Source organism: Streptomyces sp. NPDC048383, from assembly GCF_040651775.1.
GTDB lineage: Bacteria > Actinomycetota > Actinomycetes > Streptomycetales > Streptomycetaceae > Streptomyces.
Window position 1 is genome coordinate 16,447 of sequence record NZ_JBEZKS010000001.1, and the last position, 13,985, is coordinate 30,431.

The window sequence follows — 13,985 nt, forward strand, 5'->3', positions numbered from 1 at the left end:
GTAGGGTCATCGTGTGTTCCGAGCGCTCTCCCGTGTGCTCGCACGCCCGTCGGCCGGGGTCCGGACGTGCGTGCTCGTCGTCCTGCTCACCGCCACCGGGATCGCGATCCTGGAACTGGTCCGGGAACAGACCGGCACCGCGGGCTTCTTCGTGGGGCTCGGCCTGGCCCTGCTGCCGGTCCCGCCGCTCATGGCGGCGTTCCGGTGGCTCGGCCGGGCCGCGCCCGGCCCCTGGCGGCAGTTGCTGTTCTGCTTCGGCTGGGGGGCCTGCACCGCGGCGCTGATCGCGATACTGGCCAACAACTTCGCGACCCAGTGGGTCGCGGCCGCCACCGCCGACCCCTCCGACGCCGATCAGCTCGGCTCGGTCGTGATCGCCCCGGTCGTCGAGGAGACCGCCAAGGCCGCCGCCCTGTTCCTCGTGTTCGCCTTCCGAAGACGCCACTTCGCGGGCCCCGCCGACGGGTTCGTGCTCGCCGGGTTCACCGCCACCGGCTTCGCCTTCACCGAGAACATCCTCTACCTGGGCAACGCCTTCTACGAGGACGTGGCCAACGGCACCGGCGTACTGGACTCCGTGACGGCGGCGACGTTCTTCGTACGGGTCGTGCTGTCGCCGTTCGCGCACCCGCTGTTCACCGTGCTGACGGGCCTCGGCTTCGGGGCGGCCTCGCTCAGCGCCCGCCGTTCGCGCCGGATCGGCCTGCCGCTGCTCGGGTTGACGCTGGCCATGGCGACGCACGCCCTGTGGAACGGCTCCTCACACTTCGGTGAGTACGGTTTCTACGCGGTCTACGGCTGCGTGATGGTCCCGGCGTTCGGGCTGCTGCTGTGGTCGGCCGTGCGGATGCGGCGCCAACGGCTGCGGGCCGTCGCCGCCGAGCTGTCGGTGTACGCCGGCGCGGGCTGGCTCAGTCCGGCGGAGGTGCCGGCCCTGGCTTCGCTGCCGGCCCGTTCGCTGGCGAGGGGCCTGGCCCGAGCCGCCGGGGGCCGCCCGTCCGCCCGGGCGGTGTCCCGTTACGCGGCGGACGCCACCGCCCTGGCCGTGCTGCGCCACCGCGCCCGCCGCCGCGGCCGGGCCGGCCGGGAGCCGGATTTCGCCGAGCGGGAGAGGGAGTTGCTGCACGCCCTGTGGCTGCGCCGGGCGACGGCCGCCCCCGCGCTGGCCCGGGCGGCGGTACTGGAGGAACTGCTGCCGCACCGCTCGGGCCTGCCCCAGGAGGGCGAGTCCGCCTCCGCGCGACCCCCGACGGGCGCCCTCGCGGCCGTACCCGCCCCCAGGCGCCACCTGGCCGGCCGGCCGGAACGCCCGGCGTCGCGCCGAGAACCGGAGCCGAGGCCGGAGCCGCGCAGGGAGCCGGAGCCGCGCAGGGAGCCGGAGCCGCGCAGGGAACCAGAACCGAGCCCCGGTCGCGCCAGTGCTAGACGCTGAGGCCCTTGCTGTTCAGCCACGCCATGGGGTCCATCGTCGAACCGCCCTTGCGGACCTCCAGGTGGAGGTGGGCGCCGGTGACGTTGCCGGTCGCGCCGACGCGGCCGATGGTCTCGCCCGTGCCCACCGCGCCGGAGGTCACCGACATCGAGGAGAGGTGGCAGTACCAGATCTCCGTACCGTCGTTGAGCTGGAGCACGATCCGGTAGCCGTACGCGCCGGACCAGCCCGCCGAGATGATCTTCCCGGCGCCCACCGCCTTGACCGGGGTTCCCGTCGGGGCGGCGAAGTCGAGGCCCGTGTGGTGGCCGGAGGACCACATGGAGCCGGCGGCGCCGTAGCGGGAGGTGAGGGTGTAGGCGGAGGTCGGCAGGACGAAGCCGCCCGCCGACTTCGCGACGGGCGCGGCCGCCGGCGCGGAGGCCGCCTCGGCCTTGGCCTTGGCGTCGGCCTCGTCGGCCGCCGTCTTCTCGGCGGCCGCCTGGTCCGCGGCGGCCTTCTCGGCTGCGGCGCGCACCGTCTCGGCCTCCTTGTCGGCCGCTTCCTTCTGGGTCTTCGCCTCCTGGGCGGCGGCCTCGCGGGCCGTCCGCTCGGCGTCGGCCAGGGCCTGCGTGTCGGTGGCGTCCTGCTGCGACTCGGCCTGCTGGAGGATGCGGTTGCGCAGCGCCTCACCCGCGTCGCCCTGTCCCTGGGCGGCGGCCTGCTGCGGGATCTGCGCGGTCCCGGTGTCCGCGGCGGCGGGCGTCTCGGCGGGGGCGGCGCTCGCGCGCTCGCCGCCCATCAGGTCGGGCAGCGAGGGCATGGATATGGAGACCTGGGGTCGGTCCTGCGCGGTGGCGATGCCGCCCGCGCCGACCGCCGCGATCACGCCGACGCCCAGCACGGTCGAGCTGCGGGCGAGGCCGCCGCGCGGCTTGAAGGTGCGGTGCTTGCCGCGGACCGGACGGACGGAGTCCTCGGTGGGGTTCCACTCGCCCCAGGCTCCGGCGCCGGGCGCCTCCTGGACGTCGGTGCCTTCAGGGGCAGGCGAGTTGGAGGCCACCGGGGCACACTCCTCATGGGCGAGAACGCACGCGGTGTCGCCTCTTGCGACGACTGGGACGACCGCGATGCGTTATCGAAAGGTAATAGACATGGGGGAGTGATTCCAAGCTGTTGCGATTGATCGTTAACACCAATCAGCCACGCCATGCACGGCTTTGGCCTGGACATCAGCGACTATCGGCAACCAACTGGGGCAAAGAGCACCGCATTCGGTCATCACTTCAGCCACATTGGCGAAATGACGAACCGTCAGGACACTCGCACAGTGCGCCGCTCTCGCCACGGACGGTCACGGACGGACGGGCGTTCGGCCGCTACGCCTCCTCCCGCGGCACCACCGGTACGGTCCGCCTCCGCTCCGGCTGCCCCTCCCCGGGCCGGCCCACCGCCAGCAGCGCCATGTCGTCGCTCGCGCCGCCTCCCGTGTACCGGCGCACGTCGCTGCTGAGCGCGTCGAGCAGTTCGTCCGGCCCGGGGAAGACCCGCCCCCGCAGCCGGTCCGCCGGATCGTAGAAGACGCCCGCCGCGTCCCGGGCCTCGGAGAGCCCGTCCGTGTACAGGAGCAGGGTGCTACCGGCCGGGAAGGCCCACTGCCCGGCCCGGTCCGCCGGCCCCAGGACGGCCAGCTCGCCGAGCCCCAACGGCAGGGCCGGTTCGGCCGGGGCGAGCACCGCCAGTCCCCCGTCGGCGTGCAGCAGCAACGGTTCGGGGTGCCCCCGGTTGAGCAGCCGCAGTTGCTCGGCGCCCGGCGGGATCTCCCCGAGCACGCAGGTCGTGAACCCCTCCACCGCGTCGAGGCTGTCGCGCCGGACGCCCTCCCGGTTCAGGGCCCGCTCCAAGCGCTGGGCGAGCCGCTCCAGGGTCGGTTCGGTGTCCGCCGCCTCGCGGAAGGCACCCAGCACCACGGCCACGGCCTCCACCGCCCCCAGGCCCTTGCCCCGTACGTCGCCCACCGCGAGCCGTACCCCGTACGGGGTGTCCTGGACGGCGTACAGGTCCCCGCCGATGAACGCGTCGGCCTGCGCGGCCACGTACCGGGCGGAGACGTGCAGCCCCGCGATCCGTTCGGCCGGGGTGGGCAGCACGGCCCGCTGCGCGGCCTCGGCGATCCCCCGCGCGGACGCGAGCCGCGCGACGCTGCGCCGCACGACCCGGTTGATCAGCAGGGCCAGTCCGGACACGGTGAGTACGGTCGCCAACTCGGTCAGCGCCTCGACCTTCCACCCGGTGCCGCTGTACGCGTGCAGGGCGACGACGGCCAGCGAGGCGGTCAGGCCGATCAGGGCGGTCGCCCGGAAGGTGAACAGGGGAGCGGCGACGAGCGGGGCGGCGGAGAAGAAGGGCGAACCGGTGAAGCTGGGCGGCGTCAGCAGGTTGAAGACGAGCCCGACGAGGATCAGCAGGACGGGGAGCAGCCGCGCCACCCGCGGGGCCGCGCCCTCGCCGGGGACGGTCGCGCGCTCCTTGTCCTGCCGGCCCAGCCCCGCCACGCTGTCTCCTGCCGCCGGTCCCGCCTCGCCCCCTCAAGGCTGGCGGTACCGGCCCCGGTCCGGCGACCGGACCGCGCCGATCGGGTGACGCCGGGTGTCCTTGGTACAACGGGGAACGACGAAGGCCCGGTTCCACAAGGGAACCGGGCCTTCGTACTGAGTAGCGGGGACAGGATTTGAACCTGCGACCTCTGGGTTATGAGCCCAGCGAGCTACCGAGCTGCTCCACCCCGCGTCGGTAAACCCAACTCTACGTCATTCGGGGGACGCCCCCCACCACTTAACGCCCGGGGCACCCCCGAACAGCACAGCACCGCAGGTCAGAGGCGTTTAATCGGCCCGGAACAACGAAGCCCCACCCCGGAATCCGGCGACGCGTCACCCCACGGGGTCGCGTCGCTGAGCGGTCGGTCGGCACGCGACGCCCGCACCACAGCCGCGGGCTCGGGTTCGGGTTCGGGTTCGGGTTCGGGTTCGGGCTGCCGGATCCCCCGGGCGTTCGTGGTCTCGCCGTCCATCTCGTGGCTGTACTTCTCCGTGGGCGGTTCGGGGCGCACGAGGCCGACACGGAACCCCCCCTGGACGCGGTCCGCGCATCAGACGACCCGACGTCCCGGGCACGGCAAAGCGCCCCACCCGAAGAACTCGGATGGGGCGCTCAGGCGCAGGTCGGAGGGAGGTTCCTCCGCCGCGCGAGCGGTAGGCCATGTCGGACTCGAACCGACAACCAACGGATTAAAAGTCCAGGCAAGATCATGCCGGGCCGTGCCACTCAGTCGGGTGACGTCCAAAAGTTCCTGGTCAGACCGGTACTGCATGCCGCGTGATCCACCCCAGACCCGGCCTTGCCACCACGTCCGCTCACGCATGCGGCCCTGCTGACCTGGGCTCCAGCGCCAGCGGCCAGATCAGGGTCTACCTCCGGACCTAGAGTGCTTGGTCCGCGATGGTGGCGATGCGTTTGACATGGTTGCGCAGCCGATCGAGCTCCGCAGCCAGGTGCTGGTTTTCCACCGCCTGGGTGAGAGCGGCGACGACGGTCTCCTGCTTCCCGCTGGTGCCGAGTGCTCGGGCGGCGCGGTCGACCAGCTTGGAGTCCAAATCGACTGGGTGGGGCAGCTCAGGAACGGGCGGGAGCGACGGGGCGTGGCGCCGAGCCGGAGTCCACGGAATCGAAGGCACGGCAGACAGGGGCATGGAGGCCACGGATAGCGGAGCCTCCGGGGGGACGGTGCCGGGGCTGCCGAGCACGGTGACCACGGGCTTGCGATAGCAGACCGAGACACCGGCTTTCGTCTCGAAGCTGACGTATTCAAGGGTGAACTCACAGACTGCCGGACCCTCTACTCGTCCGAGCTCTTCCAGTAGGCCCGGGATCTGCTCTGCCAACTTCCAAGAGCCTGCCTGGAAGTGAAATTCACCGAGCGAAGGGTCTGCTTCGATGCGGAACACGAAATCGATGGAAGGCGAGGGCGCGCGCCCGCTCTTCGCGGCTGCCTTGCGGTCCGCGAGCAGAGGAGGGCAACCGCAAGGGCGGCCCTTCACCTGAGGCGGCGCAAGGAACTGCGAGCCGTCGCATTCGTGGACGGTTCTCTGGCCATTGTGAAGGAGCATGCGAGAGGTCACCGCGTCAGGCCCGTCCATGAGGATCCGTACGGTCTCTCGGCCCGTGACCACTTCCTCGGAGTGGTCTCCGCCCCCTTCGTTCGGTTGAGGTTGGCCCCCCAGAAGGTGCGCAATACGGTCGGCCACGCAGGCGTCGTTTGTAGTCACACGCCACGTCGCCAATGACTCCGGTCGGCTGCCGGATAGCCGACCCATGCGGAAGCGTCCTACTCGGGTGGTGTTATGCGGCATACGAGCTCCTCATGACGCGAATGGAAATGGCTGGTCAGACCAGTTTCGTGTGCCGCTCAGGCGATCGAGTCCGGAATTGGCGTTTCTACCGGGCGGTCGGCGGAGTAGGCCATGGAGTGCCGTTGACGGAGGCATTCAGGATGTCTCCGAGCCGAAGCCAGGCCGTGGGTCCTGAATAGGAGGCCGGGTTCGAGGCGAAGCGGGCCCAGGCCTCTTTGCTGTCGCCTAGGGAGTGCATCACGACTGCGGTGACGGCGTTGTGCCCTGCCCCGTAGCGTGAGCTTCCTTCGATGGTGAGCACCGTCCATGCCGGAAGTGCCCGGATCAGCTCTGGGCTGTTGTCCGGCAAAGCGAGCACTTCCCGCGTCCATGCCTCCCGGTGGTTGGGCGAGCCGCCGAGGCGCCGGCGGAGGTCGGTGGTGACGCCCAGCAGGGCGCTCTGGGGAGTCGGGTGGCGGGCCAGCACATCTGCGAATGTGGGCTTTGACCGGTAAGAGCGTGAAGCAAAGGCGAGGAGCGCCTTCTCGACAAGGTCGCCGTTTCCGGCGTGACGCTCCAGGTAGTCCTCCAGTACTTCCTCGGACGCGCCAGCGAGATCCCGGACGGTCACGCTCTGCGGATCACCAAGTGCGGCTTTGCGGGCCGCTGCCGCAGGATCGCCAATGATCCGCTCGATCGCGGTCCGGAGTTCGGACAGCTTTCGCTCGTTGTCGAGGGCCGCGTAGTCATGGGCCCTTAGCCGGGCTCGTGGATCCGGGCGGGACGCCTTGAGCATCGCGCGCACCCGCTCCTCCACATCGCCCGAGACGGTGGGCAGGTGGACCAGGGTGGAGTGCACCCAGCGAAGGTTGCGCGGGCTGGGGGACACCGCGTCCTCATGAGGCTCCCATATCATCAGTGCTTCCACGCCGGCCCTCGCGAAGCGCTCACCCAGGGTGCGCAGGAGATCGTCCGGAGAGCGCCAGGTGTGGGGCTCGCCCCACCGATGCTTCGCGTCGGTGGGGTTGAGAACGTACCGCCAGCCGTCCTCCGCTGAACTTTCCATCCACGAGGTGGCTGCGTGTTCGCCGTACTCCCGGATGCCCACCACGTCGGAGATGTACTCCTCGACGTGGCGCCTGCGCTTGGGCGTCAGATGTTCGATCTCATCAGAGAAGTGGGAACGCACCTCTTGTTCGGAGGCGCCACCCCTGAACATCCGGCACAGCCGTGTGATCAGCAGGCTGTCCCTGAAGCGCGCGAGGTCATCGTTGGCGATCTCCTCCAGGAGGCTCGGCTCGACTTCCCACGGAAGCTTGCTGAGGAGGTGCCGTCGGATGGTGCCGTCGGCGGGGGATTCCGCAGCCCAATCGACGAGCTGCCGGTGGCGGTGGGTATGGGTGGAGACCACCTGTTCCCACATCGTGCGCCAGGCATCCAGGGCGGCTGTATGCGCGTCGTACCAGGCGTCGAAGTCTTCTCCGTCCCCTCGCTTCGCGGGACGTGGGAACGTCGATAGGAGCTCGAGGGCCGCCGCGAAGACGACGTCGTGCAGGGCCGAGTTCCGCAAGACCAGTTGGGCGTCACCTGGTTCCGCCAGCTGCTCCGGCGTCATGGGCCGGCTGTTGGCCCCTCGTTCCCGCAGCTCGGAAGCCACCTCGTGAGCGAGCGGCTCCCCGTTTCCGGCTCGACCCAGTGCTGCGAGCTGGGAGCCGGAACAACGACGCAAAGCCTCTACCCGCCGGTCATGCATACAGGAGGAGTGCGAAAGGGCGGCAGACAGCAGGTCCACGCACGGACCCTCGTAGGGCTTGGCGCTCCGTTCCAGGTCTCTCTCGATCGCGGTTTGGACCAGCCACTCGGGTGCGGCATCGCGGAGCGCCCCTTGCAAGAGGGCCAACACAAGGCCATCGTGCGCGGCCTCGTGCGGCATGGCGCGGACGCGCTCCATGGCGGCGTGCGTTGGAGGAGAGTCGGGTCCGGCCTCCGAAACGACGGCGCGAAGGAACTCGACAGGAAGTCCTGAACGCGGGTCCGTCTCACTCATTGCATCCCCACAGGTCTCGATCGCTACCGTGTCCATGGTGCCGGACAGCACTGACACCGCGGGCGGATGCTTCTCCAACATGTAGTGCCGACGCAGGGCCAGGCTGGCCCCTATTTGGATCCCTGAAACAGATCGAGGGTCTCGACTACTCCGAGCAGCGTCCTGCCGCCCTTGAGGAGGACCGCACCGAGCACCGCGCTACCGGCCGGTCGCGAATACGGCCAAAGCCAGGACGGCGCCCCCAAGGGAAGTTGCGAACAGACGCAGTTTCCACGTGATGGGATGGGTGATCATTCGCCGCGCCGCAGACCAATGCCGGTGCAGCAAGTAGCCCGCTACATCGAGCAGGAGGGCAGCACCGCCCGCCAGCCAGATATACGGCACGACGGTGTGGGCAAGACTTACAACCCTCGGGAAGGGCGCCTCACCAAGAAAGGACTGAGTCCACCATGCCGCCGCTGGACAGAAAGCCCAGGACACCATGATTGCCGCCCAAACCTGCGAGGGCATCGACGGCCTGGAGGGTACCGAAGCAGAGGTGACACCAAGCACGTGCTGAGATCCGCCAATCACCGTGGGCCCGATGAAGACGTTGTGGTGGACCCCCGAGACGTCAGAGTCCTGGCTCATGTTCCACCGCACGCATGTTGACGATCTGGGTGCCGCCCAACTGAGTTGGTCCATGGAACTGATTGTCGTGAACATTCAGTGCAATAGAGGGCTGCGAGACCTCTAGGACGTCCCGAAGCTGCCACACAAGCCGCTCATCGGACGCCGCAAGCCGACGCACGTACTCACGTACCGCGCCGCGCAATGCCACCAGGTCGGTCCCTCGGAGACGATCAAGATCCTCGAGCCGTGAGCCTTCGTCGCCTCGCGTACGGTTCAAGATCGCAGCCAGTCTCGGCCGGGCGGATGCGTAGGCATCGCCCACAAGCAGCCCAGTAAGCGCTGCGGCAACGCTCTCGGCCACAGATCCCAAGTCCGTCATACACTCCCCTGCCTCTTGTGTATGACGAGACTACGGAGAGCGATATGACCTGTCAGGAATATCGATGAACATCACCGCCTCCCTCTGCGCACTCCCGTGCGGGCACTCCCCGCCACCTAGTGGCGATACTCGCCCAGCGGCCGGCGGCGACATCTAGACGATCAAGGAGGCCCTCCATCGCTCCACGATCACCTCGGATACATGCACGAGTGGCCTTCCGGGGGTTCGCCGCACTGCGGCAAAGGTCGCCGCCGCTTTCGCCCCTCACCATGGGAACCCTGGCGCACTACGAACTGAGTCCAGAACCCCCCGAACAGCACGTCTCCATCACCGATCGACTGGGCATCTTGGCTGTTTCCCCTCCTAGATGAGGACTTGGGCAGCATGCTCGAGTCCATGGGACGAAACAGCCAGCGCCGACGGGGCGCACGTGCCGCGCAGGCAACACAGGACGTCAGGCCCGATCTCTCCGAGATCTCTCGTGTCCGGGCCCAGAAGCGACTGCGCGCAGACATCGCCACCTGGATGCAGCAGCCTTCCAAGGGACCAGGAGGTTCCTTCATCGAAGGGGAGCACCCCCTCAGACCCGACCATGATCTGGGCAATCCTCATGGCCTGGCTCGTAGGAGCGAGGGAGCAGATCAACGAAGACCAGGCTCGGGACGCCGTCCATTGGGTTTCTGACAACTTGGGGATCCAGCACCACGACCTTCTGCAGGCAGCGGGGTTCATCGGTCATCCGGATGCCCCCAACCAGACCCTCGATGAGGCTGTGGCGCACTACGGAAACCCCGTCGCCTTCACCCTGTACATGGTGTTGCTATGCGGGGGCCTGGTTGCCACGGTCGGCAAGGCCGATCCGGACTGGCTCAAGCAGTTCGACCTAGTTTCCTGAACAAGCTGTCTCCTTGCCGCCAGCCATCCGGCCTACTTCCTCGCACGCCTATCCCGCAGATGCCCCTCGCCCCATAGCGTCCACTCATCCATCCGAATCTGGTGACCTGGGCTCTTGTCACCCGTCTTGGCCGGTCAGGCCCCGAGTCGGCGGAGGAACTCGTCCTCGTCCACGACCTCGATGGCCTGGCTGGCATCGAGCAGGGCCTGCGCGCTCTTCAGCTTGCCGCTCAGGGTGTCCCCCGGCTTCAGCTGGGTCTGCGCGGCAGAGACCAGCACGTCCGTCTTCTTCGTCATGGTCTTCGTCGGCTGGGCTCCGACCGCAGCGAGGCGGTTGAAGGCCTCTGCCCGCTCCATCGACGTGAGCGTGCCGGTGAGGCAGACGGTCAGTCCGTACAGGGGCCCTTCAGGGTCGGCGTCGGGGTTGGCGCCTGGAACGGGCAACCGGTCGCGGCCCGGCCCCTGGTACTGGCTGCCCCGCCACTGGTGGTCAGCGGTCATGGAGCCCCAGCGGATCTGGTGCTTGCCGAGTAGTTCGTCGAGCGTCGTCGTGCCGGATTCGCGCATCGCCGCGAGCATGATCTCGGCGGACGCCTTCGAGTCGGCTTCGGCTTGGTGGTGGTCGGTGAAGATGTGGCCGGCGGCGTCCATGCAGTGGGGCAGACCGTAGGACAGCAGCTGCCAAGTGCGGCGGGCGACAACCTGGGAGCAGGTGTACTGGAGCTCGGGCCAGGGGATACCTTCGGCGTCGCAGGCGGCCCGGATGACACTGAAGTCGAAGCCGGCATTGTGCGCGACCAAGGGGCGGCCGTCGGCGAACGCGAGGATCTCGGCGAGTGTGGCTTTCCAGCCGGGTGCGGCGGCGACAGCGCCAGCCGTGATGCCGTGGACCCGGACGTTGTAGGGGTTGAAGTGGCCGAGCTCCGTGGGCGGCTGTATCAGCGTGGTCCAGGTGTCCGTGACGGCGTGACCGTCGACTGCTGTCATGCCGACGGAGCACGGGCTGCCGCGGTGCTCGTTCGCCGTCTCGAAATCGATCGCTACCCAGGAAGACATGGCTGAAGTCTCGCGGGGCGGCCAGTGATCCACCAGAGTCGAAGGTCGACGATGTCTATGCCGCGAGGTCTTTCCAAGCACTCACGATCACTGCCGCGGAGTCCGTGCCACTGCGCCGCGGGCAGGCCGCCGACAGGCCCCGTCCCCGTCCCCGAGATCACCACCGTCGGCAGCCTGCTGCGCACCCCGGCCGCACGTGAACAGGCGGCCGGCCAAGCTGCATGAGGTTGACGGCGATCAAGCGCTGGTTCGGATGTTCATCCGGCCCGGTTCTGACTCAGGACCAGGGCGTCTCCTCGGTCTCGCCGGCCCAGCCGCGTATCCGTGCCAGATTCTGGTGAGGCCCTCGGTAGCCCAGTGACTCAAGGACAAGCAGCGACAGGTAGTGCCGGGTGAGCAGCCAGGCTTCCGTGACGAGGCCCGGGATCTCGTAGATGTTCTTCTGAGCTTCCTCAGGGTGCACGAGTGAGTTGCGGATCCTCGTCACGGCCTCCGGCCCATCCAGTTGCTCCCCGCTCCGCTGTAGAGCCTCGTCGATGAAGCGGGCCATGGCGGGCAGCTGGGTCTTGTCGATGTCCAGGGAGACGTTGATCCCCTCGAGGACTTTTCGCAGCTTGATGTGTGCCATCCACACTCGGGTGTTTTTGTACTCCCGGCGGGTCAGCACCCCGGCCAGGACGAGCCTCTGCCACATGGCGTGCTCCAGCCCGGCGGCGCCGATCATCACCCGCTGCTCCACGAACTCCTGGTCTCGGATCGCGGTGATCGCGTAGCTGATCTGCAGTCGCAGGGGCTCGGCCTTGACGGGGTCGGAGAACGCCGGCACGAGTCCGTCCATGAACCTGGCCAGCGCTTCGGGGTCCCACGGCTGCCACCAGCCCGAGGACAGCGACTTGGCGGGATCGGAGTGCAGGGCGGCCCATTCCTCCCAGACGACGGCCCCGTCAGCTCCGATGCCCACGGGAAGGAGAGGGGCGACCCACCGGCCCAGGCAGAAGGACATGCCGAAGTGCAGGGCCACGAGTAGGTGGCGCGTCTCAGCGGCGGTGAACTGCTGTCCATCGGCACGGCTGATCTGCATCGTGTGGGTCATCGCGTAGAGCCGCGTCTTGAGCAGTTCGTCCCAGATCTCTTTGTGATCTGGCCGGACGTCCAGATCGATCTTCCAACCGTCCACCTCGTGTGACCAGCGGCCGCCCGACCAGAACCGATCAGCACCGTCGATCCGGTCTGTCAGGTACTGGTGACCTTTGAATCGAGGAAGGTTGAACCAGTGGGCCACGAGGCGGGTAAGTGGCGCATCACTCTCACCGAGAGCGGCTCCATTGATCCACCCCTCGTCGTAGCTCCGGATCCAGGCTTCCACCTCGGCCTGCCCATGCGGCCGCTGGAGCCGGAGGACGGCTGTGTCTTGGGTGCGGGGACGCGCGTCCGGAACGGGAGTGGTGTTCCAGTCGACGCCGAGGACCGGCGAGCACCGAAGACTGACCTCCCCGGGAATGCCGGTGTCCTGTACACCATGGATCTCTCCACGGTGAAGAGTGATCGGTTCGCCGACACCGTTGAAGGCGTAGAAGGGCTTGATCGGCGGGAGAGCTGAGTCCCAAGGTGAATCGGTCATGATGCCCCTGTCTTCGATCTAGAGCCACCCGTTGAGTGAGACCTGTGCCCCGTCCGCGAGGAAGGCGACCAAGGCGCTGCGGGTCGTGGGGACGAACTCAGCAGGCAGATCTGCGGTGTCGACCCAGCGAACCTGGGAGTGCTTCCGAGGCTCCCGGTTCTCGGGTTCGCCGGTCCATTCGTGGGCGGCGAAGACGACGGTGAGGAATCCGTTGGGGGCTTCGACACCCCAGGCGCCGTGGATGATGTGCGCGACCTTGAGCGACTCCGGCTTCACGGTCATGCCGGTTTCCTCGAAAAGCTCGCGGACCGCGGTCTCGGTGATGGGCTCACCTGGCTCGCTCTTGCCGACAGGGAGGTCCCACATGCCCTGGGCGAACTTGGCGTTCTCGCTTCGTTGCAGGAGGACGACTCTGCCGGTGGCCTGGTCGTGGACGATGACGGCCGCGACCAGCAGGGTCATCGATTCGAGTGCCGGCTTGAGGGCGGGGGAGCGGTCATCGGTCTGCTGAGCCACGGTGCATTTCCCATCGGGCTGATTGTTGGGCATGTTCGGCGAGGGCTTCGCGGGCGCGGCGGGCGAGATCGGCGGCGCCGGGTACGCGGCGGCGCTGGTAGACCGCGAGGGTGGAGCGGATGGAAGTGATCGCCTTGCGGGTGCGATCGGAGGTCATTCCCTCCATGAGGACGAGGGCCTGGGTCCAGGCGGCGACCGCTTCGTCGGCGCGGGCCTGGGCGGCGAGACTGTCGCTCAGGTCAGCGTGGGTGAGGGCGTGGACGCGCTTGTACTTGGGTACGCCGACTTCGTCGTCTGCGAGAGGCACATGCGCGATCCGCTCCTGCACGGCCTGCAGCGGACGGAACTCTCGACGCAGATATACCGCCACCTCTCGGACGCCGTAGAGGCCATCGAAGCTGCGCTGGAGACACCACCGGTACCGAGCGAGCCCGTCTCGTAGCGCCGGATGGCGCCCTGTCCCAGGCCGTCCGCTCACGCATTGGCCCGGAAACGACTTAGGGACCACCTACCAACATCGGTAGGTGGTCCCTAAGTACCAGGTCAGAGGCTTCCCCTCGACCCAGGAGCAGTAGGCCATGTCGGACTCGAACCGACAACCAACGGATTAAAAGTCCGCTGCTCTGCCAATTGAGCTAATGGCCCTCCATGTGCTCACCCCAGAGCATAGCCGGAGCCGGGCTGTTGGCCGATCGGGTATCGCCGGGTGTGGCCCCGGCGGTTTTCCGCCGGCGGTCGTGGGAGGGGCGACGGGGCCGGAAAACGGCCCGGCCCCCACCGCACCGGAGTGCTGTGGGGGCCGAGTCGGTGTCAGATGACGCTCAGGCGTCAGCCGTTGCGCTTCCAGCGGGGCTTGTCGTCACGACGGCCACCGAAGGAGCCGGTCGAACCGGAACCGCCGGAGCCGGAGGGACGGTTGTCGTCGCGGCGGCCGTAGGGACGGTCACCGGCGCCGGCGGAACGGAAGCCACCGGTCGTGGGACGGTCGTCGCGGCGGAAGCCACCACGGTCACCGCCACGGTCGTCACGGTTGAAGCCACCCGACGGACGGTCGTCGC

The 13,985-nt window shown here is 68.4% G+C and carries 11 protein-coding genes, 2 tRNA genes and 2 pseudogenes; 4 read left to right on the forward strand and 11 right to left on the reverse strand.

The window, feature by feature from the left end:
* The first annotated feature begins 13 nt into the window (after positions 1 to 13).
* On the forward strand, positions 14 to 1,432 hold the full coding sequence (locus AB0D46_RS00055; protein WP_362874958.1) for a PrsW family intramembrane metalloprotease: 1,419 nt from the start codon (positions 14 to 16) through the stop codon (positions 1,430 to 1,432).
* On the opposite strand, the gene AB0D46_RS00060 is transcribed toward AB0D46_RS00055, so the two are convergent.
* The 5 genes from AB0D46_RS00060 to AB0D46_RS00080 form a co-directional block, all read right to left on the reverse strand.
* Entirely contained in the window at positions 1,422 to 2,474 is a 1,053-nt protein-coding gene (locus tag AB0D46_RS00060) for a M23 family metallopeptidase (protein WP_362874959.1), read from the reverse strand. The two genes, AB0D46_RS00055 and AB0D46_RS00060, sit on opposite strands and share 11 nt — an antisense overlap.
* A gap of 316 nt (positions 2,475 to 2,790) precedes the next feature.
* Positions 2,791 to 3,900: a PP2C family protein-serine/threonine phosphatase gene (locus AB0D46_RS00065; RefSeq protein ID WP_362875451.1), complete on the reverse strand. Its 1,110-nt coding sequence runs from the start codon at positions 3,898 to 3,900 to the stop codon at positions 2,791 to 2,793.
* A gap of 227 nt (positions 3,901 to 4,127) precedes the next feature.
* Positions 4,128 to 4,201, reverse strand: a tRNA-Met gene (locus tag AB0D46_RS00070).
* 692 nt (positions 4,202 to 4,893) lie between these two features.
* Positions 4,894 to 5,823: a hypothetical protein gene (locus AB0D46_RS00075; RefSeq protein ID WP_362874960.1), complete on the reverse strand. Its 930-nt coding sequence runs from the start codon at positions 5,821 to 5,823 to the stop codon at positions 4,894 to 4,896.
* 85 nt (positions 5,824 to 5,908) lie between these two features.
* Positions 5,909 to 7,417, reverse strand: a complete 1,509-nt coding sequence (locus AB0D46_RS00080; protein WP_362874961.1) for a hypothetical protein — start codon at positions 7,415 to 7,417, stop codon at positions 5,909 to 5,911.
* Positions 7,418 to 9,432: 2,015 nt separating this feature from the next.
* Between AB0D46_RS00080 and AB0D46_RS00085 the strand changes: the two genes are divergently transcribed.
* Positions 9,433 to 9,735 carry a hypothetical protein gene (locus tag AB0D46_RS00085; protein ID WP_362874962.1) on the forward strand — a complete coding sequence of 101 codons (303 nt, stop codon included), beginning with the start codon at positions 9,433 to 9,435 and terminating at the stop codon, positions 9,733 to 9,735.
* Positions 9,736 to 9,869: 134 nt separating this feature from the next.
* On the opposite strand, the gene AB0D46_RS00090 is transcribed toward AB0D46_RS00085, so the two are convergent.
* Complete coding sequence (locus tag AB0D46_RS00090; protein WP_362874963.1) at positions 9,870 to 10,790, reverse strand: exonuclease domain-containing protein; 921 nt, start codon at positions 10,788 to 10,790, stop codon at positions 9,870 to 9,872.
* 277 nt (positions 10,791 to 11,067) lie between these two features.
* Positions 11,068 to 11,967, reverse strand: a complete 900-nt coding sequence (locus AB0D46_RS00095) for a hypothetical protein (RefSeq protein ID WP_362874964.1) — start codon at positions 11,965 to 11,967, stop codon at positions 11,068 to 11,070.
* Positions 11,968 to 12,033: 66 nt separating this feature from the next.
* On the opposite strand from AB0D46_RS00095, the gene AB0D46_RS00100 reads away from it, so the two are divergent.
* Positions 12,034 to 12,390, forward strand: coding sequence for a hypothetical protein (locus tag AB0D46_RS00100; protein ID WP_362874965.1), 357 nt, complete (start codon positions 12,034 to 12,036; stop codon positions 12,388 to 12,390).
* A gap of 39 nt (positions 12,391 to 12,429) precedes the next feature.
* Here the strand turns inward: AB0D46_RS00100 and AB0D46_RS00105 are convergent, their stop codons facing one another.
* On the reverse strand, positions 12,430 to 12,960 hold the full coding sequence (locus AB0D46_RS00105) for an NUDIX domain-containing protein (RefSeq protein ID WP_362874966.1): 531 nt from the start codon (positions 12,958 to 12,960) through the stop codon (positions 12,430 to 12,432).
* Positions 12,908 to 13,201 (reverse strand): annotated as a pseudogene (locus tag AB0D46_RS00110) (hypothetical protein); the annotation flags it as partial. The pseudogene AB0D46_RS00110 and the gene AB0D46_RS00105, both read right to left, overlap by 53 nt.
* Before the next feature lie 33 nt (positions 13,202 to 13,234).
* Between AB0D46_RS00110 and AB0D46_RS00115 the strand changes: the two are divergent.
* Entirely contained in the window at positions 13,235 to 13,369 is a 135-nt protein-coding gene (locus tag AB0D46_RS00115) for a hypothetical protein (RefSeq protein WP_362874967.1), read from the forward strand.
* Positions 13,370 to 13,499: 130 nt separating this feature from the next.
* Here AB0D46_RS00115 and AB0D46_RS00120 read toward each other — a convergent pair.
* Positions 13,500 to 13,572: transfer RNA gene (locus AB0D46_RS00120), tRNA-Lys, on the reverse strand.
* A gap of 183 nt (positions 13,573 to 13,755) precedes the next feature.
* Positions 13,756 to 13,985, reverse strand: a pseudogene (locus AB0D46_RS00125) (RNA helicase); the annotation flags it as partial.